The following is a 24265-nucleotide window of genomic DNA, read 5'->3' as shown; positions in this document are numbered from 1 at the left end:
CATGTCGGAGCCGTCGTTCGAGACCATCCTCGTCGATGTGGACGCCACCGACCACGTCGCGACCATCACGCTGAACCGACCGGAATCGCTGAACGCCTTCAACCGCACGATGTGTGAGGAGATGTCGCAGGCGTGGCAGCTCGTCAAGACCGACAACGCGGTCAACGCGGTGGTGCTTCGCGCGGTGGGCGACCGCGCGTTCAGCGCGGGCCTGGATATCAAGGAGTCCTACGGCCAGCCTCAAAACGTGTGGAACCATGAGGATCCCGGCGAGCACCTCAGCCCGAAGTGGCAGAAGATGTGGAAGCCGGTCGTCTGCGCGGTCCAGGGCATGTGCACAGCGGGGGCGTTCTATTTCCTCAACGAGGCCGACGTGGTCATCTGTTCGCAGGATGCCACCTTCTTCGACTCCCACGTGAGCGCAGGCCTGGTGTGCGCACTGGAACCGATCGGGCTGATGCGACGGGTCGGCCTCGCCCAGTCGCTGCGGATCGCGTTGATGGGCAACGACGAACGCGTCAGCGCCACCACGGCTCTGCAGATGGGCTTGGTGACGGAGGTGGTTCCCACCGACCGCCTGTGGGCGCGCGCACACGAGATCGCCGCCGGCATCGCCGCAAAACCGCCCTCAGCGACACAAGGCACCGTCAAGGCGATCTGGGAGTCGCTGGAGAAGCCCTATCGCGCAGCGATGGAACAGAACTTGATCTACACCCGGCTGGGCAATCCGCTCGGCCAGGCCGAGTTGGCCCAAGCGCCAACGCCCACGCGATCCGAACCGAGGATCCGCTGATGGGTGAGCACCCGCTCAGCAGACGCATTCGGGATGTCCTCGCGCTCGACGCGGACGCGCCCGCCATCGAATACGAAGGGCAATGGGTCACCTGGGGTCAGTTGCACGGATTGGCCTCGCAGGTCCACGAGGCCGGGGTGGTGGGGCGCCAGGTCGGAATGCTGCTGCGCAATACGCCCGCCCATGTCGCGAGCTTCCTCGGTGTCCTGCTCGGTGGGGGCACCGTGGTGGTCGTCAACCCGTCGCGCGGCGACGATCGCATCAGGGCCGACCTCGACGCGCTGGCGCTGCCGGTGGTGATCGGCGAACAGGACGACCTGACACGGCTGGTGCGCACCCCGGGCACCGACATGGTGGCGATCTCGACGGTTCGCGACCCCATCCGTTTGACCGCGGCCCGCGCCCTGGTGCCCGAGGAGAACCGCATCGGCGTCGCGGTGCGGATGCTGACCAGCGGCACGACCGGTCCGCCCAAGCGGATCGATCTGACCTACGACATGTTGGCCCACAGCGTGATCGGCGAAGGCTTCGACGAAGCGCCGTCGCCGAAGCGACTGCGTCGCGGGGTGGCCATCGTCAACGCCCCGCTGGTGCACATCGGCGGGGTGTTCCGGGTGCTGCAGTGCGTCTGCGAGGGGCGCTCGTTCGTACTGCTCGACCGCTTCGAGCTGAACCGCTGGGTCGACGCGGTGCGGCGTCACCGTCCGCGCGCGGTGTCCCTCGTGCCCGCGGCGCTGCGCACGGTGCTGCACTCGGACCTGACCCGCGACGATCTGGCCGGCATCCAGGCGGTCACCTCCGGCACCGCACCACTGTCCGCCGAGGACGCCGACGCGTTCACCGAGAAGTTCGGCATACCGGTGTTGACGTCGTATGCCGCAACCGAGTTCGGCGGCGGGGTCGCCGGCTGGACGCTGACCGATTACCAGCAGCACTGGCAGACCAAGCGGGGCAGTGTGGGAAGGGCCAGCCTCGGCGCACAACTGCGCGTCGTCGACGACGACGGTCACCCCCTCGGCGTCGATCAACCCGGCCTGCTCGAGGTCAAGCCCGGCCAACTGGGTCCCGCAGCGGACTGGATGCGCACCACCGACATGGCGCGCATCGATGCCGACGGGTTCGTGTGGATCCTCGGACGTGCGGACCAGGCGATCATCCGCGGCGGTTTCAAGGTCATGCCCGACGATGTGCGCAGAGCGCTGGAGAGCCACCCCGCGGTGCACAGTGCCGCCGTCGTGGGTAGACCCGACGAACGACTCGGGGAGACGCCGGTGGCGATGGTGCAGCCGCGCGAGCCCGTCGATGCCGCGACGCTCGAGGAGTTCCTGCGAAACCGCCTGGCACGCTATGAGGTTCCCACCGCGATCGCGATCGTCGAGCAGATGCCGTGCACGCCCTCGGGTAAACCCGACCTGAGCGCGGTCCGGCAACACTTCGAGACCGGAGCCACCGCCGGCCATGGCTGACCGCACCGTCGGGTCGGTGCTGCGCGCGCAGGCCGCTGCGCGGGGCGATCAGCCGCTGCTGATCTGCGATGCGGACCGGGTGAGCTATACCGACGCCGAACGCCGGTCGGCCCGGCTGGCTCGCGGGCTGATCTGTCTCGGCGCGGGCAAGGGCACGCACGTCGGCGTGTTGTATCCGAACGGGTCGGCGTTCGTCGTGGCGATGCTGGCCGCCGCGCGGATCGGCGCCGTGGTGATCCCGGTCTCGACGCTGGCGACCGCACGGGAGATGCGCGAACAACTCGCCCACTCCGACGTCGAGATCCTCCTGGCCACAGGGGCATACCGATCTCATGACTACCGGCAACGGCTCGCCGACGTCGAGGGCATTCCGCTGCTCCGTCACGTTCTCGTCGACACCGAGCCGACGGAGTTGGCCGACACCGACCTGCTGGCCGCGCTCGAAGACGATGTCGAACCGTGCGACGAATTGGCGATCATCTACACGTCGGGGTCGACCAGCGCACCCAAGGGTGTCGTGCACACGCACGCCGGACTGCTCGACCACCAGATGGTGCTCAACGAGATCCGCGGGCTGACCGCCGAGGAGAAGCTGTTCAGCAATTCGCCGTTCTTCTGGATCGGCGGCTTCGCCTACTCGGTGCTGGCCACCTTGCTGGCCGGCGCAACATTACTGTGCTCCAACGCCGTCGATGCCGGCGAAACCCTCGATCTGTTGGAGGCCGAGAAGCCGACGATGACCAACGGTTTCGTGGCCGGCATCGCGCACCTGGCCCGGCACCCCAGCCTGCCGAGCCGTGATCTGTCGTCGATCAGGCGAGGCAACCTGTACCCGATCATGGCGCCCGACGTCCGGCCCGCCGATTTCGAACTGCGCCACACCATGCTCGGCATGACCGAGTCCGGCAGCGTCATCCTCGCCTGCGCCGACGAATCCGATCAGCCCGAGCACCGGCGCGGATCGTTCGGCAAGCCGGTTCCCGGATTCGACGTCAAGGTCGTCGATCCCGATACCGGAGCGCCCGTGCGCGCCGGCTCCGTCGGTGAGCTGTGCGCCCGTGGGCCGTTCATGATGCAGCGGTATTACAAGCGCAGCCGGGAGGAGTGCTTCGACGCCGAGGGCTGGTTCCACACCGGCGACCTCGTTCGCACGGACGCCGACGGCTTCTTCTACTTCGTCGGCCGCCGCGGCTCGATGATCAAGACCGCGGGCGCTAATGTCGCACCCGCGGAAGTGGAACGGGCGATCGCGAAGGTGACCGGCGGCCTCGTCGCACACGTGATCGGCCTCCCCGACGCCGAACGCGGCCAGCTGGTCGCCGCGGTCATCGCGCTGCACGACGGTGCGTCATTCGACGAGGCCGGATGTCGCCAGCGGCTCAAGACCGAGTTGTCTGCCTACAAGATCCCCCGGCGGTTCGCCGCCGTGCCCGCTACCCGCATCCCGGTGTTGTCGAGCGGAAAGGTCGACTTGTCTCGATTGGCAGAGGTTTTCGATGTCTGACACGATCGACGCACTGGTCCGACTGCGAGCCTCCGAACATGGCGACAAGCCGGCGGTGATCGACCCGTCGGCCAGGATCACCTATTCCGATCTCGACGCCGACACGCGCGAGCTGGCCGCCGCCGTCGTGGCCGCAGGGGTGGGCAAAGGCAGTCGGGTCGCGTTGATCATGCCCAACAGCGTCGAATGGGTGCGGATCGCGATCGCGCTGACCCGCGCCGGCGCGGTGCTGGTGCCGTTGAGCACGCTGTTGCAGCCACCCGAACTCGCTGCCCAGCTCCGCGTGGCCGCTGTGCAGTTCGTGGTGTCCGTCGAAGAGTTCCGCGGCCACCACTATCTCGACGACATCCGGGCCGAACGCGCCAACCTTCCCGCCCTGCGCGAGGTTTGGCACGCGGACCGGCTGCCGTCGGGCGGCGCGGCGCCCGTCGACGAGATCGCGGCCGCGGTCACCCCGAGCGACACGCTGGCGATCATGTTCACCTCCGGTAGCAGCGGCCCACCCAAGGGTGTGATCCACTCGCACGGCAACGCCTTGGGCGCGGTGCGATCCGGTTTGGCGGCGCGGTGCATCTCCGCCGACACCCGGTTGTATCTGCCGATGCCGTTCTTCTGGGTGGGCGGGCTGGCCGGCGGCCTGCTGTCCGCGTTGCTGACCGGTGCGACGCTGGTGACCGAGGAGATGCCCCGCCCGGAGACGACGCTGCGCCTGATCGAACGCGAGCGCGTGACGCTGTTTCGCGGCTGGCCAGATCAGGCGGCGGCGCTGGCACGCGCGAACGCCGCTGTGGGAGCTGATCTCTCGCAACTGCGGGTCGGCAGCATGGAGGCGTTGCTGCCAGCCGAGCAGCGCGCGGTCCGCGGCGCCCGGGCCAATCTGTTCGGTATGACCGAGTCGTTCGGACCGTACTGCGGCTACCCCGCCGACACCGACATGCCGCGCTCAGCATGGGGCAGTTGCGGAAAACCCTTCGACGGCATGGAGGTTCGTATCGTCGACCCCGACAGCGGCGAGCCGGTGCCCACCGGGACCATCGGGGTGATCCAGATCCGCGGGCCACACGTCATGCGGGGTATCTGCCGCCGGAGCCGGGAGGACGTGTTCACTCCGGACGGCTTCTACCCCACCGGTGACCTCGGACATCTCGACGACGACGGCTTCATGTTCTACCACGGCCGCAGCGACGACATGTTCAAGGTCAGCGGCGCGACGGTGTACCCCAGCGAGGTGGAGCGCGCGTTGCGGACCATCGACGGGGTGCTGAACGCGATCGTTACCGACGTGGCAGGTGCCGTCGGTGCCGTCGTGGTGTCGGAACGCCCTGTGGACGAGCTGCGCGCCGAGGCCCGAAACCGGTTGAGCGCCTTCAAGGTCCCGACGGTGTGGCTCGTGACCGGCAAGGACGACGACATCCCCCGCAAGGCGTCGGGCAAAGTCGACGTCCGAGCGCTGCGCGAAATCCTGCGCGAGCAGGTCAGGTGACCACGCCTCGCTCTGTGAGGTGCTCGATCAACGGCTTCGCGCCTGCGGCGAGGTGTTCAGACATCTCGGCGCGGGCGAGGCTCTCGTCGTGCTGTTCCAGCGCGGCCAGCAGCCTGCGGTGATGATCGTTCGACTTCTCCGGCCAGCCCGCGATGACCGGGAAGACCGACTCGGGGGCGTACCGGGTGATCTGTGACATCAGCTGGGCCAGCTTGGGTGAGTCCGCGGCGACGTTGATGGCACGGTGGAATTCGTGGTTGAGCCGTACCGCCCGCTCGTCGTCGGCGGCGGCGTACGCCGCTTCCAGGTCGGACTGGATCTGCTTAAGGTCGCGCAGCTGATCGTCGGTGATGTTGGCCGCGGCACGCGCCGCGAGCTCACCACCGATGTGAGCCTGCACATTTGACACGTCGGTGAGGTCGCGGCCGGTCACCGGCAGTACGACGAAACCGCGCCGCGGCTGTTGGGCCAGTAGCCCTTCGGCCTTCAACTCGAACAGCGCCTCGCGGACCGGGGTGACGCTGATGCCGAGCTCGGCGGCCAGTTGCTCCAGCCGCACGTACTCGCCGGCGCCGTAGGTACCGTCGAAGATACGTTTGCGCACGAAACGTGCGACGTCCTCGGCGAGTTGAGGCCGGAAGGCGAATTCGGGCGCTGTCACCGTCACACCTGATAGTCGGCGAGCAATCGCTTGCTGATGATGTTCTTCTGGATCTCGCTGGTGCCCTCGCCGATCAACAGGAACGGCGCGTCGCGCATCAGCCGCTCGATTTCGTATTCCTTCGAATAGCCGTAACCGCCGTGGATTCGGAAACTCTGCTGGGTGACCTCCGAGCAGAATTCGCTCGCGAGGTACTTCGCCATTCCGGCCGCGACGTCGTTGCGTTCCCCGGAGTCCTTCAGCCGGGCGGCGTTGACCATCATCAGATGGGCCGCCTCTACTTTGGTTGCCATCTCGGCCAATTGGAAGGCGATGGCCTGGTGCTCGGAGATCGGCTTGCCGAACGTCTGGCGCTGCTGGGCGTAGCGGACCGCCAGTTCGAACGCGCGGATGCCGACACCGCACGCCCGCGCCGAGACGTTGACCCGGCCGACCTCGATTCCGTCCATCATCTGGAAGAATCCCTGCCCCGGCGCCTCGCCGAGGATGTCGTCGGCCTTGGCCACGTAGCCGTCGAAGATCAACTCGGTGGTGTCGATGCCCTTGTAACCGAGCTTGTCGAGCTTGCCCGGAATGGTCAGGCCCGGCGCGACTTCCCCGTAACCGACCGGCTTTTCGACCAGGAATGCGGTCAGGTTGCGATGCGGTTTGTCGGCTCCCTCGTCGGTGCGGACCAACACCGCGACCAGGGTGGACGTGCCCCCGTTGGTCAACCACATCTTCTGACCGTCGATCCGGTAGGTGCCGTCGTCGTTGCGGGTGGCCCGCGTCCGGATCGCGGCGACGTCGGAACCGAGTTCGGGTTCCGACATCGAGAACGCGCCGCGCGTCTCCCCCGTCGCCATCCTCGGCAGGTAGTGCTGCTTCTGCGCGTCGGTGCCGTGCTGGCGCAACATGTAGGCGACGATGAAGTGGGTGTTGAGCACACCGGAGATGCTCATCCAGCCGCGCGCCAACTCCTCGACGCACAGCGCGTACGTCAGCAGCGATTCGCCGAGGCCCCCGTACTCCTCGGGGATCATCAACCCGAACAGCCCCATCTCCTTCATCGCATCGACGATGGCCTGTGGGTAGGTGTCGGTCTTCTCGAACTCCGGCGCGTTCGGGATGATTTCCTTCTCGACGAATTGCCGTACGGTGGAGAGGATTTCGGCTTGCACATCGGTCAATCCCACCGTCTGCGCGAGTTTGGTCATGCGTCGACCCTCTCGAACACCGCGGCCAGCCCCTGCCCCCCGCCGATGCACATGGTCTCCAAGCCGTAGCGGGAGCCGCGCCTCGTCAGTTCGCGCGCCAGCGTCGCCAACATTCGACCGCCCGTCGCGCCGACGGGATGCCCGAGCGAGATTCCCGAGCCGTGCACGTTTGTGCGTTCGGTGTCCGCCGCGCCGAAACTCCACTCCCGCATTACAGCAAGGGCCTGAGCGGCGAACGCCTCATTCAGCTCGATCAGGTCGATGTCGGCCAACGACAGTCCCGCCTTGGCCAGCGCCACCTCGGTGGCGGGCACGGGCCCGATCCCCATGACGTTGGGCGCCACGCCCGCCGAACCCCACGACACCAGCCGCACCAGCGGCGTCAGCCCCAGCTCTTCGGCTTTGTCGCGCGTGGTCACCACGCACATCGATGCGGCGTCGTTCTGGCCGCTCGCGTTGCCCGCGGTGACGGTCGCGTCCGGATCCTGCTTGCCGAGAACAGGTCTCAGCTTCGCCAGTGATTCGAGCGAGGTGTCGGGTCTCGGGTGCTCGTCGGTGTCGATCACCTCTTCGCCTTGCCGGGTGCGCACCGTGACGGGGATGATCTCCTCGGCCAGGATGCCGTCTTTCTGGGCGGCCACCGCGCGACGATGAGACGTCACGGCGAGCTCGTCCTGCTCTTTCCGCGAGATGTCGTACTGCCTGCGCAGGTTCTCGGCGGTCTCGAGCATCCCGCCGGGCACCGGATAGTGCTTGCCACCGGCGGTGGTGCGCCCGCGGGCCAACGAGTCGTGCAGCATGACGCCGCCGGGCGCAGGGCCCCACCGGACGTCGGTCGAGTAGAACGTCACGTTGCTCATGCTCTCCGCGCCACCCGCGACCACGACGTCGTTGTCGCCGTTGGCGACCTGCAGACACGCCTGGATAACGGCCTGCAGACCCGAACCGCACCGCCGGTCGACCTGCATGCCGGGCACGGTCACCGGCAGCCCGGAGTCCAGCGCCACGACGCGGCCGATGGCGGGCGCCTCGGCGCTCGGATAGCAGTGACCCAGGATCACGTCCTCGACTGCTTCCGGCTCGATTCCGGTGCGCTCCAGCAGACCCTTGAGTGCGGTGACGCCGAGGTCGACGGCCGTGAGCGACTTGAACATTCCGCCGTAACGGCCGATCGGTGTGCGCACCGGTTCGCAGATGACGGCCTCGCGGGTGCTCATAGGTGTCGTCCCCCGGTGATCTCGAGAACGGTCCCGGTCATGTACGAGGACAGATCACTGGCCAGGAACAGGGCGACCTTGGCCACCTCCTCCGGCTCACCGGCGCGGCCCATCGGCACCTCGGCCAGCTTCTGGTCCCACGCCTTCTGCGGCATGGCCTCCGTCATCGCCGAGCGGATCAGTCCCGGCTGAATCGCATTGACCCGCACCCCGAGATGGGCGAGTTCCTTGGCCGCGGCCTTGGTCATACCGACGATGCCTGCCTTGGCGGCCGAGTAGTTGGTCTGGCCGATCATGCCGACCTTGCCCGAGATCGACGACATGTTGACGATCGAGCCGCGCTTGTTCTCACGCATGATCGGCGCCGCCGCCTTCAGCCCGTTCCATGTGCCTTTCAGGTGCACGGCGATGACCTGATCGAACTGCTCCTCGGTCATCTTGCGAAGCGTCGCGTCACGGGTGATCCCGGCGTTGTTGACCATGATGTCCAGCCCACCGAACCGCTCGACGGCGGCGCCGACCAACGCCTCGACGTCGGCGCCCTTGGTGACGTCACAGCGCACCGCCAGCGCGAGGTCCCCGCCGCCGAGTTTTTCGGCCGCCGCTTCGGTGGCGGCGAGATCCACGTCGCCCAGAACCACCCGCGCGCCTTCGGCGATAAACCGTTCGGCGATCGCGTATCCCAGACCCTGTGCACCTCCGGTCACGACCGCCGTCTGTCCGGTCAACAGCGACACCTGATCACCCCTTCCGCTGGTCAAGGCCCACCCGGGGCCGCGTCAATCGAACATCATATTTCATATATGATCGCCCCCATTCGATGGGCCGACCGGTCACACCGCGCGCGTGCTCGCCGTGACTTGCAGCGACGCTCGCGCGAGCAGATGAGGACAAGGAGCAGAGGATGGCGACATCCGAAGTCAGCGACGAGGACTTCCGGGAGATCCTGGCGCAGACCCGTCACTTCGTCCGCACCGCGGTGATCCCTCGTGAGCAGGAGATTTTGGCCGGGGACCGGGTCCCCGACGACCTTCGCGAGCAGGCCAAGAAGATGGGACTCTTCGGTTATGCCATTCCCCAGGAGTGGGGCGGGCTGGGGCTGGACCTCTCGCAGGACGTCGAGCTGGCAATGGAGCTGGGTTACACCTCGTTGGCCCTGCGCTCGATGTTCGGGACGAACAACGGCATCGCGGGACAGGTCCTTGTCGGATTCGGCACCGATCAGCAGAAGGCGCGCTGGCTCGAGCCGATGGCCACCGGCGACGTCGTCGCATCGTTCGCACTCACCGAGCCCGGCGCGGGCTCCAATCCGTCGGGACTTCGCACCAAAGCCGTTCGGCAAGATGACGGTTGGGTGATCACGGGCCAGAAGCGGTTCATCACCAACGCCCCGACCGCCGACCTTTTCGTCGTGTTCGCCCGCAGCCGCCCCGCCGATGCGGACGGCGCGGGCATCGCTGTGTTCCTGGTACCCGCCGACGCCGCCGGTGTCCAGGTCGGCGCCAAGGACGCGAAGATGGGCCAGGAGGGCGCGTGGACGGCGGACGTCAGCTTCGACGACGTGCGCGTGCCCGCCGAAGCGCTCGTCGGCGGCAGCGAGGACATCGGCTATCGCGCCGCGATGATCTCGTTGGCGCGCGGACGCGTACACATCGCCGCATTGGCGGTCGGGGCCGCGCAACGCGCGCTCGACGAGTCGGTCGCCTACGCCGCCACCGCGACCCAGGGAGATACACCGATCGGTAACTTCCAGTTGGTGCAGGCGATGCTCGCCGATCAGCAGACCGGCGTGATGGCCGGCCGTGCACTGGTCCGCGACGCTGCGCGCCAATGGGTCACCGGCGAGGACCGCAGGGTGGCACCGTCGGCGGCCAAGCTGTTCTGCACCGAGATGGCAGGTGATGTCGCCGATATCGCGGTCCAGATCCACGGCGGCAGCGGCTACATGCGCGAGGTTCCCGTCGAACGCATCTATCGCGATGTCCGGCTGCTGCGACTTTACGAGGGCACCAGCGAGATACAGCGTCTCATCATCGGGTCCAACCTCGTCAAGACCGCACAGAAGGAGCGCTCGTGAACAGGCTCACCGACAAGGTCGCGTTCATCACCGGCGCCGCACGGGGTCAGGGTCGCGCACACGCCGTCCGGATGGCCACCGAGGGCGCCGACATCATCGCCGTCGACATCGCCGGAAAGCTTCCGGACTGTGTGCCTTACGACCATGCAACACCTGAGGAACTTGCCGAGACGGCCCGGCTGGTCGAGGCCACCGGTCGCCGCATCCTCACCGCGCAGGCCGACACCCGTGACGCCGAGACCCTCAACGAGGTTGTCGCCGAAGGGGTTGCCGCACTCGGCCGGCTCGACGTGATCGTTGCCAACGCGGGTATCTCGCCACCGCAGCTGTGGGACGAGATCACGCCGGAGGACTTCCGCGACGTGATGGACATCAACGTGGCAGGAACCTTCAACGCCGTTCGGGCCGGCGCGCAGCACATCATCGACGGTGGCCGGGGCGGGTCCATCATCCTGATCAGCTCGGCTGCCGGAATCAAGTTGCAGCCGTTCATGGTTCACTACACCGCGAGCAAGCACGCCGTCACCGGCATGGCCCGCGCCCTGGCCGCCGAACTCGGAAAGCACTCGATCCGCGTCAACAGCGTGCACCCCGGCCCGGTCAACACCCCGATGGGTTCGGGCGACATGATCACCGCGATCGCCAAGGTGATGGAGACCAATCCGTCGCTGCAGCACATGATGACGCCGTTTCTGCCGACGTGGGTCCTGCAACCCGAAGACGTCGCCGAGGTGGTGTGCTGGTTGGCCGGCGACGAGTCGAAACACATGACGGCGACGGCCATTCCGGTGGATCAGGGCTCCACCCAGTACTGAATCAGCGGATGAAGCGCACGATCGACTCCGCAACGGCGGCAGGCTTTTCCGAGCCCTCGATCTCGATCGTCGTGGTCATCGTCGACTGCACGGCACCGTCGAGCTGGTCGATCTTCGTCAGTTCGCCCGTGGCGCGGATCTTGGCACCGACCTTGACCGGTGTGATGAAGCGAACCTTGTTGTAGCCGTAGTTGATCGCCATCGCGATGTTGCCGACCGTGTACAGCTGATGAGAGAAGTACGGGAGCAGCGACAGCGTCAGCAAGCCGTGGGCGATCGTCGCCCCGAACGGCCCGTTGGCCGCCTTCTCGGGGTCGACGTGGATCCACTGGTGGTCCTCGGTCGCGTCGGCGAACAGGTTGACGCGGTCCTGGGTGACTTCGAGCCATTCGGTGGGGCCGAGCTGGCTGCCCTCGGCCGCGATGAACTCGTCGAGGTCGCTGAACTTCTTCACTACTTCTCCTTCGTACCGGCGACAGAATTCGGCTAGAAGACGACGGTCTGGTTGCCGAATCGAATGATGCGGTCCTCACAGTGCCACAGCACCGCTCGGGACAAAACAACGCGTTCGACGTCCGATCCGAGGCGGACCAGATCTTCCACGCCGTGCCGATGGTCGACCCGCACCACGTCCTGCTCGATGATCGGGCCCTCGTCGAGGTCCTCGGTCACGTAGTGCGCGGTGGCGCCGACGAGCTTGACCCCTCGCTCCTTGGCCCGCCGATACGGCGCGGCGCCTATGAACGCTGGCAGGAACGAGTGGTGGATGTTGATGAGCGGGCACCCGACCTCGGTGATGAAGGCCGGCGTGAGGATCTGCATGTATCGCGCCAGGACCACCAGGTCGACGTTGCCGCGCAGCAACTCGAGCTGGCGACGTTCGGCATCCTCGCGGACTTCCCTACTGGCCGGTACGTGGATGAACGGAACCGAGAAGGGCCGGACCTGATCCGCGAGGTCGGGATGGTTCGAGATCACCATGGCCACGGACATGTCGAGCTCGCCACGCCGGTTGCGCCACAGCAGATCGAGTAGGCAGTGGTCTTCTTTGGAGGCCATGATCGCCACCCGTTTAGGTTTCGCGGCTTCGGTGAGCCGAAAGTCCATACCGAATGGTACGGCGACCTGTGCGGCGAATTCGCGTTCGAGCTCATCGCGTGCGGCGGTCAGGCCGGGAAGGTGAAAAATGGTGCGCTGCATGAACGTGCCGCCCGACTGTTCGGTCGCGTGCTGATCCAGCGACACGATGTTCGCGCCGGCGGCGGCCAGAAATGCGCTGACGGCCGCCACCAATCCCGGCCGGTCCACACAGCGAAGCAGCAACCTGCCCACATCCTTAACGGGCAGGTTCCCTGAACCCGGACTCGGATATCCCCCGGTCACCTCTCCCAGCGTGGCACTAGGCCGTCACAAGCGCAGGTGAACCACCACATCACGGGTTTGCGAACCCTAATCCGCGGGTGGGTCCCAGCCATTCCGCACCGGGTCTGCACTAATTAGCTGCATGCGATCCACCGCACGATACCGGACATCTTTTTCGCGCCGACAACACGCTTTTTCACAACAAGATCACTGCGCTTCCTGGTAATAAAACCGCACTCGGCGAGATACTCATATGGATGTGGGAAATCCACACGTAATCAGCAGCGACCTGACATGGGAACTGCCCGATGATCGGACGATTATGACCATTGCACAAATCCAGCCCGCCACCGATGTCGCCACCAGTTTGCGACAGACTCCCAGTTTCTGGGATTCGGAGACCGACTGCACGATCACCTTTGCACACCCCGCGGTCGAGCCCGAGCTCTGGCGGGATTTCGTGCACGGGGCGACGCGCAGTTACACCAAGCACGGTGTCGCAAAAGCACTCGACATGGAGGCGTTGCACACCGGCTCGGACACGATCCTGTTCGCCGCCTGTGTCGACCGATCGGGAAAGGTGGTCGGTGGCCTCCGGGCGAAAGGGCCTTATCAGTCGGCCGACGAGGCCCATGCACTGCTGGAGTGGAAGGGCCAGCCGGGCTTCGACGCGGTGCGGAAGATGATCAGCGACCGGCTACCATTCGGCGTCGTGGAGATGAAAACCGCATGGGTGACTGACGATCCCGATCGCAACCGTCAGCTCACCTACGCCATCTCCCGAACACCGCTGCATGCGATGGGGCTTCTCGACATTCAGTTCATCGTCGCGACGGCGGCCTCGTATGTGCTCAAGCGATGGCTCTCGTCCGGCGGCATTCTCGCAACGAAGATTCCTCCGACGCCGTATCCCGACGAGCGTTATGAGACCCGACTGGCCTGGTGGGATCGTGCGACGTTCGCCAAACATGCCGACCCCAAACAGCTTTCGTTGTATTTTGCCGAACAGCAGATGCTGGCTCCTGTTCACAAGGCGGTCGGGTTATCGGCCGCCACCGGGACCGAGCGGTGATCGGTGGGGACGGCGATCCGAGTTGGTGCACCGCAGTAGTTCTGCGCGCCGACGATCCCGTCCTCGCCCAGCTGCAGTCGGAGCCGAGCATCGCAATCGCCGACGGTGCAGCACACCAACAGCAGGTGCTGCGCGAAATGCGGCCATCACCGCCGGAAGACGTTCTCGCTGAACCGATCCGATGGGTCTACTATCCGTGGCGGCGGGCCGCGGCCAGCATCCTCGGCCCAAGAGGTTTTCGCCGTGTGCGTCTGGATCGCAATCGCAACCTGATCACGGCCGCCGAACAGAAGAAGCTCGGCGGCCTCACGGTCGGCGTCGTCGGTTTGAGTGTCGGTCATACGATCGCTTACGCGCTCGCGGCTCAAGGGCTGTGCGGCGGCTTGCGGTTGAGCGACTTCGACGACATGGATCTGACGAACCTGAACCGGGTTCCCGCCTCGGTGCTCGACATCGGAGTGAACAAGGCGGTCGTGTGCGCCAGAAGGATCGCCGAACTCGATCCGTATCTGCCGGTGCGCGTCGACGTCGCCGGTGTCAACGAGCGAACCGTCCACGAGTTCCTCGACGGCCTGGACCTCGTCATCGAGGAATGCGACTCCCTGGACGCCAAGCTGCTGGTCCGCGAGGCCGCACGCGAGCGCGGGATCCCGGTGCTGATGACGACCAGCGATCGCGCGCTGCTCGACGTCGAGCGGTTCGATCTCGATCCGGCACGCCCGATCCTGCACGGCCTCGTCGGAGACATGGACGCGGCCGGCCTGGCGAATCTCAGCAGCACCGACAAGCTGCCCTACTCGCTTCGACTGGCCGAGGCCAGCCAGGTTTCGGCCCGGATGGCGGCCTCGCTGATCGAGGTGGGACAGACCCTCTCGACGTGGCCGCAGTTGACCTCCGAGGTGGCGTTGAACACCAGCCTGGTCGCCGAAGCGGTCCGGCGGATCGGCCTCGGCGAGCACCTCCCCTCCGGACGGGCGCGGATGGACATCGCCGAAGTTTTCGACCGCCTCGACACCCCGGTCGTGCCCCTCGGCGACCACCCGGTCGACGACCCTGGCGAGGACCAGCCGAACCGGGCGACCGACGCGATCGCTGCCGCCGCGCAGCGCGCGCCCTCGGGCGGCAATGCGCAGCCCTGGCGGATCGAGGTGACCGCTGGATCGGTGACCGTCGCGTTGGACGCGCGGTTCACCACGACGATGGACGTCGGTCTGCGCGCCAGCGCCCTCGCGGTCGGCGCCGCGACCTTCAACACCCGCGTCGCGGCCGCCGCCCACCAGATGACCGCACAGGTGCACTACGGCGCCGGTGACGAGGCTTCACCGTTGGTCGCGACGGTGCGTCTCGCGCCGGGCGACGACCCCGAACTCGCATCGCTCTACGAGCCGATGCTGGCCCGGGAGACCAATCGGCGTCTCGGCAACGCCGCGCCGATCCCTGCCGACACGATCGCGACCCTGATCGCCGCCGCGGAGGCCGAAGGCGCCCGGTTGAGGGTCCTGACCGACCGGCCCGACCTCGAATCGGCCGCAGCGATTCTGGCCGCCGCCGATCGCATCCGATATCTGACTCCGCGCCTGCACGCCGAGATGTTCGCCGAACTGCGGTGGCCCGACTCGGCCTCGCTGGAGTCCGGCATCGACGTACGCACGCTCGAGCTCGCTCCCGCGGACCTGGTGATGCTCGACGTCCTGCGCCGGCCGGAGGTGATGGGCCACGTGAGAGAGTGGGACGGCGGGCGGGCCCTCGGCGACGACACCGCGCGTCGTGTGCGGGACTGCGCCGGTCTGGCGGTCGTCTCGGTAAGCGGGCACCGCCTGGCCGACTACGCACGCGCGGGGGCGGCCGTCGAGTCGGTGTGGATCCGGGCCCAGCAGCACGGGCTTGCCGTACAACCGGTTTCACCGCCGTTTCTGTATGCGCTCGACGAGCAGGACCGCCGCCGGGTCTCGCCCGCTTTCGCCGACGACCTCGCCAGGCTGCAATATGATTTTCGGCAACTCGCGGGAACCGGTATGGATGAGTCACAGGCGTTGACCCTCAGGTTCACCTACGCAGCCCGCCCGTCGGTCAGAAGCCGGCGCCGCAGTCACTACCGTCGCGACAACGCCGACGGCGTTAGGGAGGGTTAGTGCCCAGCAGTCTCGAGAACCTCGTCACGTCGGTCGCCACGCACCTGATGGGTGTGAACGTCGCGACGCAGGTGGAGGTGAGCCAGCGTGTGCTGGCCGACCTCGTCGAGTACCTCGGCGTCGACGTCAGCTTCCTGCGCCACAACGATCACCGGATCCGCGCGTCCGTGCTGGTCGCGGAGTGGCCGGTCCGCCCGGGGATTCCGGATCCCGACCCGTTGGGTGTGGTGTATTTCGCCGACGCCGACCCGGTGTTCGCCCGGTGCGAGCATCAGAAGGAACCGATCGTGTTCCGCCCGGAGCCCTCGACCGAGGAGTACCAGCAGACCATCGCCGAGGGCAGACAGGTTCCGTCGACGTCGATGGCCTGCGTCCCGATGTTGTCGGGTGAGATCACCTCCGGAGTGCTCGGATTTGTCAAGTTCGGCGACAGGGACTGGACGTCCGAGGAACTCAACGCGCTCAACGCGATCGCGTCGCTGTTCGCTCAGGTTCAAGCGCGGGTCGAAGCCGAGGATCGCCTGCGCTACCTGGCCGAACACGACGACCTGACGGGACTGTGCAATCGGCGGGCGCTGCTGGCGCACCTGGACGCCCGTCTGCGGCAGGGACAACCGGGGCCGGTCTCGGTGCTGTTCTTCGATCTGGACCGGTTGAAGGCCATCAACGACTACCTCGGCCACACCGCCGGTGACTGGTTCATTCGCGTCCTGGCCGAACGGCTGCGCCAAAGTGCCGACGACGGCACGTTCCTCGCCCGACTCGGTGGCGACGAGTTCGTGGTCGTGCCTGCCGGGCTGACGGACGTCGACACCGCAAGGGAGTTGGCCACTCGGCTGCAATCGACGCTCAACGAGCGGGTGGCGGTCGACGGCGAGACGCTCACCCGCACCGTCAGCATCGGTGTGGCGCTGGGCGAGCCGGGCCGCGACAACACCTCAGACCTCCTGCGGCGCGCCGACCAAGCGGTGTTGACCGCCAAGGCATCCGGCGGCAACGAGGTCGCGGTCTTCACCGATCAGATGTCGATGGAGTCCGACTTCCGCAACGACATCGAGCTTCACCTGCACAACGTCATCGAAACGGGCGCCCTTCTGCTGCATTATCAGCCCGAGGTCAACATGCGCACCGGCGAGATTCTCGCCACCGAGGCGCTGGTCCGCTGGGAGCATCCGACGCGCGGCCTGCTCGCACCCGGCTCCTTCATCGGGGTGGCCGAATCGATCAACCTGGCGGGCGAACTGGGTCGCTGGGTGATGCGGACGGCGTGCCGCGAGTTCGCCCAGTGGCGCGCCAACGGTGTCGGCTGCGACGCGGTATTGCGGGTCAATGTCTCGCCGGTCCAACTGGTGAGCGACGGATTCGTGGAATCGGTCGCGGCGACGATCGACGAGTTCGGCCTCGACGGCGGATCGGTGTGCCTGGAGATCACCGAGAGCGTCGTGGTGCAGGACATCGAGACCACCCGCAAAACGCTGGCCGGCCTCAAACAGGTCGGCGTGCAGGTCGCCATCGACGACTTCGGCACCGGCTACAGCGTGCTGTCACATCTGAAGTCGCTGCCCGTCGACACCCTGAAGATCGACAAGGGCTTCGTCCGCGAGTTGGGCCACAATCCCGGCGATCTCGCAATTGTGCGCGCCATCATCGCGCTGGCCGAGGCGTTCGGCCTGCAGCTCGTCGCCGAGGGTGTGGAGACCGAGGAGGCCGCGCGCACCCTGCTCGAACATGGATGCCACCGGGCGCAGGGATTTCTGTTGTCGCGTCCGTTGCCGGGCGCCGAGATGCAGTCGCTACTCGCCCAGGGACGGGTACCCGTGGACTTTGCCGCATCGCCACGACCCTGAGTGGCGGTATGTCTCACGGAGATTGGCCGGTAGCCGGCGACCGCGCGCATGGCACGCGACGCCGGACACTGCCGGCGGTTCGGAGGTGAGCACCTCGACGCGGCCGAACCTGCTGGCACGCTGTCCGACGAGGCAGACACGCAGGATGTCGCCGGACACCGACCGCGGATCGATTTCGGGGAGTTGCACGGCTCCGCTCGTGACCGTGACACCGTGCCGAGCCCGGACCGCCATCGGCCCGTCGGGAGTCGCGAACACCGCGCCCACCGCGAGGCCCTCCTCGAAAACCAGGCGTTGCAACGCATGGTCGGAATGCACCTCGATGTCACGGTCGGCCACACCCGTGGTGAGCAGATCGAGTATGGAGCCGGCGAGCTCACCGGAATCGGCGGAGAGCGCACCGATCTCGAGGACCTCGAGGATTTGGCCATCAGACGCCTGCACGGTCGTCGCGCTCCAATCCGGAAGCCGGGTCGAGAGGTAACCGAACGGCGTCGCCAGACATTGGGCCGCCCATTCCCGCAGGCGGGCCCCGACGAACGGCGCCACTGTGCGGCCGCTATCGGCGGGCACATGCGAGGGCACGGCGCGGATCGGCACGCCGACATCGTGGGACTGACCGTGCAGCGGCCCCAGGTCCGACGTCATCTCGGCGAAGAAGTGGCGGGTGCACTCATCGGTCGCATTCGTACCGAGCCAGTTGTGCTCGGCGACTCCCCAGTCCGCGATGAACACCTCACCACCGAGTTCGTCGAGCGCGATGGCGTGTGCGAGTCCAGCCGCGCCGGCACCGGCGCACACCACGTCGACTTCGTCGTCCCACTGCACCGTTAACTTCTCCAAGGTCGCTGTGATTTACAGTCCGGCCGCATATCGATGCGGGATTCTGCGCATCACACGATGATTCAGGCCGTTTTCGAAAAGCTGCCATTGCCCGTATGGCTTTCTCGAGGGGTTCGCCGATACAGGCAATGGCAACGCGATAGGAAACAACGTGCGCGACGCCGAACATGTCCGGTCGCGGTGAGCACCGAACGCCTGCGACGCAGTGCGACCGACGGCCGGCAATCCGCATCGCCGCGAACCGAAAGTCATCACGGGAGGTACTTTACATACTTTTCGGATGTTATGGGCGTCTAATTATGACTTAGAGTTTGACGTGTCGGACACAACAATTCGACATACGGGATTCTGGAAAAGTCAGACGAAAAGATTGCGGAGGAATCGGAAGCGGCGGAAGAGCGTGGGCCATCCGGGTTGTCGCACACAGCTAACTGGAGAGAATTCATCGAACCGGGGAAGTGGATGGAAGAATTGCAGGGTTGGTTAATTTCAGGCAAACGAGGCCCCCACTGAACGCCGTTCCCCCACCGGCCGACCAGGTCGATCGACGGTCGGACTCGACGCGGCTCCAGATCTTGCGTGCGGCGTCTCGTCTGTTCGCCCGCAGCTCCTACAGCCGGGTCAACCTCGACGACATTCTCACCGATGCGGCGGTCACCAAGGGCGCGATGTACTTCCACTTCCGCTCCAAACACGCGCTGGCATCGGCGATCGTCGAGCTCCGTATGGAGGAAGCGCGAGCCTCGGTCGACGAGGTGCTGGGACGGAGGTTGTCCGGCCTGGAGACGCTCATCGATCTGTCGTTCCGGCTCGCGGTCGACGACATCGGCAGCGAAGTCGCCAGGGCGGGACTGAATCTCCTGGAATCCATCGGACGTACCGACGGCTTGCAGCCCGACATCCTGCGCCGGTGGGTCGAGGGTTACGCGAAGGTCATCGACAGGGCGGTCGCCGAAGGCGACATCCGCGACCAAGATGACGCCGAAGCGATCGGCCGCCTCCTGGTTTCGGTGTACATGGGCTTACGGCAGACCAGCGATCTCGACAACCCCGAGCGCTTCATGCGCGACCTGCAGTCCGCCTGGATGTTGCTCCTGCCCGGCCTTACCGCCCCGGACCGCATCGCCTATCTCACCGAGTTCGTCAAGCGACGGACCGCGGTCGCCATCAAGACGGCGGCTCCATTGAATGATCTATGATCCCCGACCAGGCCATCTCCAACCGGATGAGGCCGTCGGAGCATCCGGAGGTACCGGCGATGGTGCGCCAAGCGCGATCTGAAGCCACCCGGCGGCGGATCGTCGATGCCGCGGTGGAGCTGTTCAACGAGATCGGTTATCCCGCGACCAGCCTGGGCGACATCATCGATCGCGCCGAGATGACAAAGGGCGCTCTGTACTACCACTTCGATTCCAAAGACGCGCTCGCGGCCGCGATCATCGACGAGGGCAGCACGATCCTGTTCGAGGCATTCGAGAAGATCAGCGAGTCCTCGGCGCCCGCGCTCGAACGCATCATCCACTCGTGTTTCGTTGTCGCGGACCTGCTCGCCACGGACATGGTCGCCCGAAGCGCCACCCAGTTGCGGCGCGCATTCGGGGGGTTCAGCCAGGCCAACGCACGCATCTTCGGCCGCTGGCTCGATGAGATAGCGTCGAGCACGGCGCTGGCCATCGAGGACGGCGACGTACGTCCTGACCTCGATCCCGTCGCGGTCGCCGAGACGGTTGTGGGATCGATGACCGGGGCCGAACTTCTCTCCAGTTCGACCTCGTCCGGCGCCGACGTGATGGAACGCCTGGGGCGAATCTGGGAGATCCTGCTGCCGGCGATCGCGACCGAGGAATCACTGAGTTACTTCCAGCAGTACCTGGCGCGAGAAGCCTTACGCCACGGCGCCCGCCCGGCTGAGGCTTAAAGTTCGTCGAGCCAGAGTCGTTCGGTCAGATCCTGGAAAGTGGCCAGGGCGACCGGGTCACTACCGCGCCGCAGGGCCGACTTGCTCATCCTGGCCCGCACGATCGAACCGTCGCGGTGAAGGAGTTCGACCACCAACTCCTCGTGCGCCCGCATCACCGACACCGCCGACTCGTCGGCGGGCAAGGTGTGAAAGATCTGATGAAAGTGCAGCTCGCGCAGCGCGTCAGCGCTGTATCCGACCATGTCGGCGAACGTCTCGTTGGCAAACACGATCGCACCGTCTTCAGCGATCGCCAACACCGGTACCGGCAGGCGGTCGAGCACCACCAACGCGGGCAACTCCCCGAGGACAGCCGTCGGCGATTTCGCAACCTGACCGTCTCGTCGTCGCTCCACGGATTCAATTATGCAGTCGCCGCAACGTCCTCGTTCCACAAATATGTAGGAGTGCCGATCAAGAGCGCCCCCGAACTGGCCACATAGTCAACTAGGTTTACTGTGTAGAGCGTCAAGAGACAGGGGATCGACGATGGACCTGAAGTGGTCGCCGGCAGACGCGGCGTTTCGTGACGAGGTGCGCAGCTTCCTCGACGAGAAGCTGACACCGGAACTGCGTCGCGCCGGCCGCCTGATGACCAGCGTCTACGCCGACCACGACGCGAGCATGGAATGGCAGCAGATTCTGCACGAGCGGGGCTGGGCCGCGCCGGCCTGGCCGGTCGAGTACGGCGGCTGCGACTGGAGCCTGACCCAGCACTACATATTCAGCCGCGAGTCCACGCTGGCGGGCGCTCCGTCGCTGTCCCCGATGGGGATCCGCATGGTCGCCCACGCCCTGATCAAGTTCGGGACCGACGCACAGAAGGACTTCTTTCTGCCGCGCATCCTCACCGGCCAGGTCTTCTTCTGCCAGGGTTACTCCGAACCCGAGGCGGGGTCGGATCTGGCCGCGCTGTCGATGGCGGCGGTCCTCGATGAATCGGCAGGCGACCTCATCTGCACCGGCAGCAAGATCTGGACGACGCACGCCCGCGAGGCGAACTGGATGTTCGCGCTGGTGCGCACGTCCAGAGGCCAGAAGAAACAGCAGGGCATCACGTTCGCGCTCATCGACATGTCCTCACCCGGCATCGAGATCAGGCCGCTGGTGATGACATCCGGAGAAGAAGTACAGAACCAGGTCTTCTTCGACGAGGTGCGGGTCCCCACGACGAACGTCCTCGGCAAAATCGACGACGGGTGGACCGTCGCCAAGTACCTGCTGGAGTTCGAACGCGGTGGCGGGGCGTCGTCCCCGGCGCTGCAGGTGATGGCCCAGGACATCGCCACCGTCGCGGCCACTGAACCGGGTCCCGGCGGGGGCCGACTGATCGACGACCCCGCGTTCGCCCGCAAGCTGGCCGACGCGCGGATCCGCACCGAGGTGCTCGAGATCCTCGAGTACCGGGTGCTGGCAACCGTGGCCGAGGGTAAGAACCCCGGCGCCGCGTCGTCGATGCTCAAAGTGCTCGCGACCGAGTTGAGTCAGGCGATCACCGAGCTCGCCATGGAAGCGGCCGGACCGCGGGGCCGCGTCTACCAGCCGCACGCCACCTGCCCCGGCGGGCCGATCGCCGAGTTCGAACCGCCGCCGGACGGATATCTCAGCGGAGAACCCTGGCAGGCGGTCGCACCATTGCGCTACTTCAACGACCGGGCCGGCTCGATCTACGCCGGCAGCAACGAGATTCAGCGCAACATCCTGGCCAAAGCGGCGCTGGGACTCTGAGGGGCTTGATATGGACTTCAACCTGAGCAAGGAACAAGAACTGCTGCGCGACGGCTTGAACAAGTTCTTGTCGAGCCGATACGAGCTCGAGAGCAGCCGCGCGGCGGCGAAGACGGGTTCCGGCTGGCAGCCCGACATCTGGTCCGGGTTCGCCAACGAGCTCGGGATCCTCGGTGCCGCCTTGCCCGAGGACCTCGGCGGAATCGGCGGCGGGCCGGTGGAAGTGATGGTCATCGCCGAGGCACTCGGGCAAGCGTTGGTGGTCGAACCGTACGTGGACACCGTCGTCGTGTCGGGTGGCCTGCTGCAGCGTGCCGGCGGCGAGCCGGCCTCGGCGTTGCTCGAGCGGATCGTCGAGGGAAGGGCCATCGTGGCGCTCGCGGCGAACGAATCCGAGTCCGGCCACAATTGGGCCGACGTGACGACCAGCGCTGAGCGCGACGGCGACGAATGGGTGCTGCGGGGGTCCAAGATCGTCGTCGCGAGCGCACCTCTGGCCACCCACCTTCTGGTCACCGCGCGCACCGCCAGCGGAATCTCGCTGTTCCTCGTCGATTTCGAGTCGGCGGGAGACGCTGTCGCGGCCCACCACTACCGCACCATCGACGACCGCAGGGCATCCGACCTGACGTTCGACGGGCTGCGGCTTCCGGCCGACGCGCTGCTCGGCGAAGAGGGCGCGGCATGGCCGTCGCTGGCTCAGGCACGCGACGAAGGTGCGGCCGCGGTCTGCGCGGAAGCGGTCGGGTGCATGCGGAAGGTCCTGGCGGACACCGTCGAATACGCCAAACAACGTCAGCAGTTCGGGCAGCCGATCGGCAGCTTCCAGGTGCTGCAGCACCGCATGGTCGACATGTACATGGAAGTCGAGCAGTCGGTGTCCGCCACGTACCTGGCGGTCCTCAACCTCGAGGCCGAGCCGGATGTGCGGGCGCGCGCGGTGTCGGCGGCCAAGGCCACCGTGGGCCGGGCCGCGCGGTTCATCGGACAGCAGTCGGTGCAACTGCACGGCGGGATGGGGATGACCGAGGAACTCGCGATCGGCCACTATTTCAAGCGGCTGACCGCGCTTCAGTACGAGTTCGGCACCACCGACTTCCACGTCACCCGATACGCGGAGCTGACCAAGGCCTGACCGTCGCGGCGGCATGAGGGACCAAAGGCCCTGTCCACATGGTCGGTTGAGGACGTAACGTCGAAATCAACAACCGCCATGTGGTGAAGGGAGAAATCATGGCTGCCGGTCCGAGCGGAATTCTTGTTGGCGTCGACGGATCACCGGACTCGGAGGCCGCCATTCGTTGGGCGACTCACGAAGCCCTGTTGCGGGACCAACCGGTCAGGTTGCTCCATGCGATCACCCCTGTCGTCGTGACATGGCCGGTCGCGTATCTGGAAGCCAGTTACATCGAGTCGATGGAATCCAACGGCCGCGACATCCTCGACTCGGCGCAGAAAACCGTGCAGGCCGCTGCGGGCGACAAGGCGCCACCGGCCATCGAAACGCAGATCATGAACGCCGCGGCGCCCGCCGCGCTCGTCACCGCCTCGCGCGACGCATACATGACCGTGTCCGGGTCGCGGGGCCTCGGTGTTCTCGGCCGAGCCTTTCTCGGTTCGGTCAGCAGTGGCCTGCTGCACCACGGGAAAGGTCCCATTGCGATCGTGCGCACCGACGACGCGGCCGCAGTCGACACCAGTGCCCCCGTCCTGGTCGGCATCGACGGCTCGCCTGCCTCCGAAGACGCCACGGAATTGGCGTTCGACGAGGCCTCCAGGCGGAATGTGGCGCTTATCGCACTGCACGCGTGGAGCGATGCCTCATTTCCCTCCATCGGCAACGACTGGGAACGCTACGAGGACGGCGGGCACCGGGTCTTGTCCGAACGCCTCGCCGGCTGGCAGGAACGGTATCCGGATGTGGAGGTGCAGCGTCGGATCGTCAGCGATGACCCCGCACGACGGCTCGTCGAAGCGTCGGGTGAGGCCGCGCTCGTCGTCGTCGGCAGCCGGGGCCGCGGCGGATTCTCCAGCCTCGTTCTCGGCTCCGTTGCGTCGAAGGTGGCTCAGTCGGCCAAGGCGCCGGTGATCGTCGTGCGGCCGCGGTAG

The 24265-nt window shown here is 66.4% G+C and carries 22 protein-coding genes; 14 read left to right on the top strand and 8 right to left on the bottom strand.

Features of this window, described 5'->3' with window-relative positions:
- Position 1 precedes the first annotated feature (1 nt).
- The 4 genes from AU192_RS17170 to AU192_RS17155 are packed head-to-tail and all read left to right on the top strand — an operon-like array spanning position 2 to position 5246.
- Entirely contained in the window at positions 2–793 is a 792-nt protein-coding gene (locus tag AU192_RS17170) for an enoyl-CoA hydratase/isomerase family protein (protein WP_064398295.1), read from the top strand.
- Positions 793–2259, top strand: a complete 1467-nt coding sequence (locus AU192_RS17165; RefSeq protein WP_064398293.1) for a class I adenylate-forming enzyme family protein — start codon at positions 793–795, stop codon at positions 2257–2259. The genes AU192_RS17170 and AU192_RS17165 overlap by 1 nt, the downstream gene beginning before the upstream one ends.
- Positions 2252–3763 carry a class I adenylate-forming enzyme family protein gene (locus AU192_RS17160; protein WP_064398290.1) on the top strand — a complete coding sequence of 504 codons (1512 nt, stop codon included), beginning with the start codon at positions 2252–2254 and terminating at the stop codon, positions 3761–3763. Before AU192_RS17165 ends, AU192_RS17160 begins: the two co-directional genes overlap by 8 nt.
- On the top strand, positions 3756–5246 hold the full coding sequence (locus AU192_RS17155) for a class I adenylate-forming enzyme family protein (protein ID WP_064398288.1): 1491 nt from the start codon (positions 3756–3758) through the stop codon (positions 5244–5246). Before AU192_RS17160 ends, AU192_RS17155 begins: the two co-directional genes overlap by 8 nt.
- Here the strand turns inward: AU192_RS17155 and AU192_RS17150 are convergent.
- The 4 genes from AU192_RS17150 to fabG are packed head-to-tail and all read right to left on the bottom strand — an operon-like array spanning position 5239 to position 9057.
- The gene (locus AU192_RS17150) at positions 5239–5907 is read right to left on the bottom strand and encodes a GntR family transcriptional regulator (protein ID WP_064398808.1); all 669 of its coding nucleotides are present in this window, start codon (positions 5905–5907) and stop codon (positions 5239–5241) included. The genes AU192_RS17155 and AU192_RS17150 overlap by 8 nt on opposite strands.
- A 2-nt stretch (positions 5908–5909) precedes the next feature.
- The gene (locus tag AU192_RS17145) at positions 5910–7103 is read right to left on the bottom strand and encodes an acyl-CoA dehydrogenase family protein (protein WP_064398286.1); all 1194 of its coding nucleotides are present in this window, start codon (positions 7101–7103) and stop codon (positions 5910–5912) included.
- Positions 7100–8320: an acetyl-CoA C-acetyltransferase gene (locus tag AU192_RS17140; RefSeq protein WP_064398284.1), complete on the bottom strand. Its 1221-nt coding sequence runs from the start codon at positions 8318–8320 to the stop codon at positions 7100–7102. The genes AU192_RS17145 and AU192_RS17140 overlap by 4 nt, the downstream gene beginning before the upstream one ends.
- Entirely contained in the window at positions 8317–9057 is a 741-nt protein-coding gene (fabG, locus tag AU192_RS17135) for a 3-oxoacyl-ACP reductase FabG (RefSeq protein ID WP_064398806.1), read from the bottom strand. The genes AU192_RS17140 and fabG overlap by 4 nt, the downstream gene beginning before the upstream one ends.
- Positions 9058–9224: 167 nt before the next feature.
- Here fabG and AU192_RS17130 point away from each other — a divergent pair, with 167 nt between their 5' ends.
- Entirely contained in the window at positions 9225–10397 is a 1173-nt protein-coding gene (locus AU192_RS17130) for an acyl-CoA dehydrogenase family protein (RefSeq protein ID WP_064398282.1), read from the top strand.
- Positions 10394–11212 (top strand): mycofactocin-coupled SDR family oxidoreductase, encoded by an 819-nt coding sequence (locus AU192_RS17125; RefSeq protein WP_064398280.1) that lies wholly within the window; start codon positions 10394–10396, stop codon positions 11210–11212. Before AU192_RS17130 ends, AU192_RS17125 begins: the two co-directional genes overlap by 4 nt.
- A gap of 1 nt (position 11213) precedes the next feature.
- Here AU192_RS17125 and AU192_RS17120 read toward each other — a convergent pair whose 3' ends face one another.
- Together AU192_RS17120 and purU are read right to left on the bottom strand one after the other, a co-directional pair.
- Complete coding sequence (locus tag AU192_RS17120) at positions 11214–11666, bottom strand: MaoC family dehydratase (RefSeq protein WP_064398279.1); 453 nt, start codon at positions 11664–11666, stop codon at positions 11214–11216.
- Positions 11667–11698: 32 nt separating this feature from the next.
- Entirely contained in the window at positions 11699–12604 is a 906-nt protein-coding gene (purU, locus tag AU192_RS17115) for a formyltetrahydrofolate deformylase (protein WP_233151394.1), read from the bottom strand.
- 292 nt (positions 12605–12896) lie between these two features.
- On the opposite strand from purU, the gene AU192_RS17110 reads away from it, so the two are divergent.
- From AU192_RS17110 to AU192_RS17100, 3 genes are read left to right on the top strand one after another with little or no spacing between them, the layout of a single operon-like run.
- Entirely contained in the window at positions 12897–13646 is a 750-nt protein-coding gene (locus tag AU192_RS17110; protein WP_064398275.1) for a hypothetical protein, read from the top strand.
- Positions 13643–15778 (top strand): Rv1355c family protein, encoded by a 2136-nt coding sequence (locus AU192_RS17105; protein WP_064398273.1) that lies wholly within the window; start codon positions 13643–13645, stop codon positions 15776–15778. The genes AU192_RS17110 and AU192_RS17105 overlap by 4 nt, the downstream gene beginning before the upstream one ends.
- 47 nt (positions 15779–15825) lie before the next feature.
- Complete coding sequence (locus tag AU192_RS17100; protein WP_064398804.1) at positions 15826–17625, top strand: putative bifunctional diguanylate cyclase/phosphodiesterase; 1800 nt, start codon at positions 15826–15828, stop codon at positions 17623–17625.
- On the opposite strand, the gene AU192_RS17095 is transcribed toward AU192_RS17100, so the two are convergent.
- Positions 17572–18453 carry a hypothetical protein gene (locus AU192_RS17095; RefSeq protein WP_064398272.1) on the bottom strand — a complete coding sequence of 294 codons (882 nt, stop codon included), beginning with the start codon at positions 18451–18453 and terminating at the stop codon, positions 17572–17574. The two genes, AU192_RS17100 and AU192_RS17095, sit on opposite strands and share 54 nt — an antisense overlap.
- A 590-nt stretch (positions 18454–19043) precedes the next feature.
- On the opposite strand from AU192_RS17095, the gene AU192_RS17090 reads away from it, so the two are divergent.
- The gene (locus AU192_RS17090; protein ID WP_231984637.1) at positions 19044–19667 is read left to right on the top strand and encodes a TetR/AcrR family transcriptional regulator; all 624 of its coding nucleotides are present in this window, start codon (positions 19044–19046) and stop codon (positions 19665–19667) included.
- Positions 19664–20386, top strand: a complete 723-nt coding sequence (locus tag AU192_RS17085; RefSeq protein ID WP_341271756.1) for a ScbR family autoregulator-binding transcription factor — start codon at positions 19664–19666, stop codon at positions 20384–20386. The genes AU192_RS17090 and AU192_RS17085 overlap by 4 nt, the downstream gene beginning before the upstream one ends.
- Here AU192_RS17085 and AU192_RS17080 read toward each other — a convergent pair.
- Positions 20383–20784, bottom strand: a complete 402-nt coding sequence (locus tag AU192_RS17080) for a PAS domain S-box protein (RefSeq protein ID WP_064398269.1) — start codon at positions 20782–20784, stop codon at positions 20383–20385. The genes AU192_RS17085 and AU192_RS17080 overlap by 4 nt on opposite strands.
- Before the next feature lie 133 nt (positions 20785–20917).
- On the opposite strand from AU192_RS17080, the gene AU192_RS17075 reads away from it, so the two are divergent.
- The 3 genes from AU192_RS17075 (at position 20918) to AU192_RS17065 (ending at position 24265) form a co-directional block, all read left to right on the top strand.
- Positions 20918–22156, top strand: a complete 1239-nt coding sequence (locus AU192_RS17075) for an acyl-CoA dehydrogenase family protein (protein ID WP_064398267.1) — start codon at positions 20918–20920, stop codon at positions 22154–22156.
- A gap of 10 nt (positions 22157–22166) precedes the next feature.
- A complete protein-coding gene (locus AU192_RS17070) occupies positions 22167–23291 on the top strand; it encodes an acyl-CoA dehydrogenase family protein (RefSeq protein ID WP_064398265.1) in 1125 nt (374 codons plus the stop codon).
- A gap of 98 nt (positions 23292–23389) precedes the next feature.
- A complete protein-coding gene (locus AU192_RS17065) occupies positions 23390–24265 on the top strand; it encodes a universal stress protein (protein ID WP_064398798.1) in 876 nt (291 codons plus the stop codon).

It is taken from the genome of Mycobacterium lehmannii (assembly GCF_001499925.1).
Classification (GTDB): domain Bacteria; phylum Actinomycetota; class Actinomycetes; order Mycobacteriales; family Mycobacteriaceae; genus Mycobacterium; species Mycobacterium lehmannii.
This window is presented reverse-complemented; position numbering and strand designations above follow the sequence as displayed.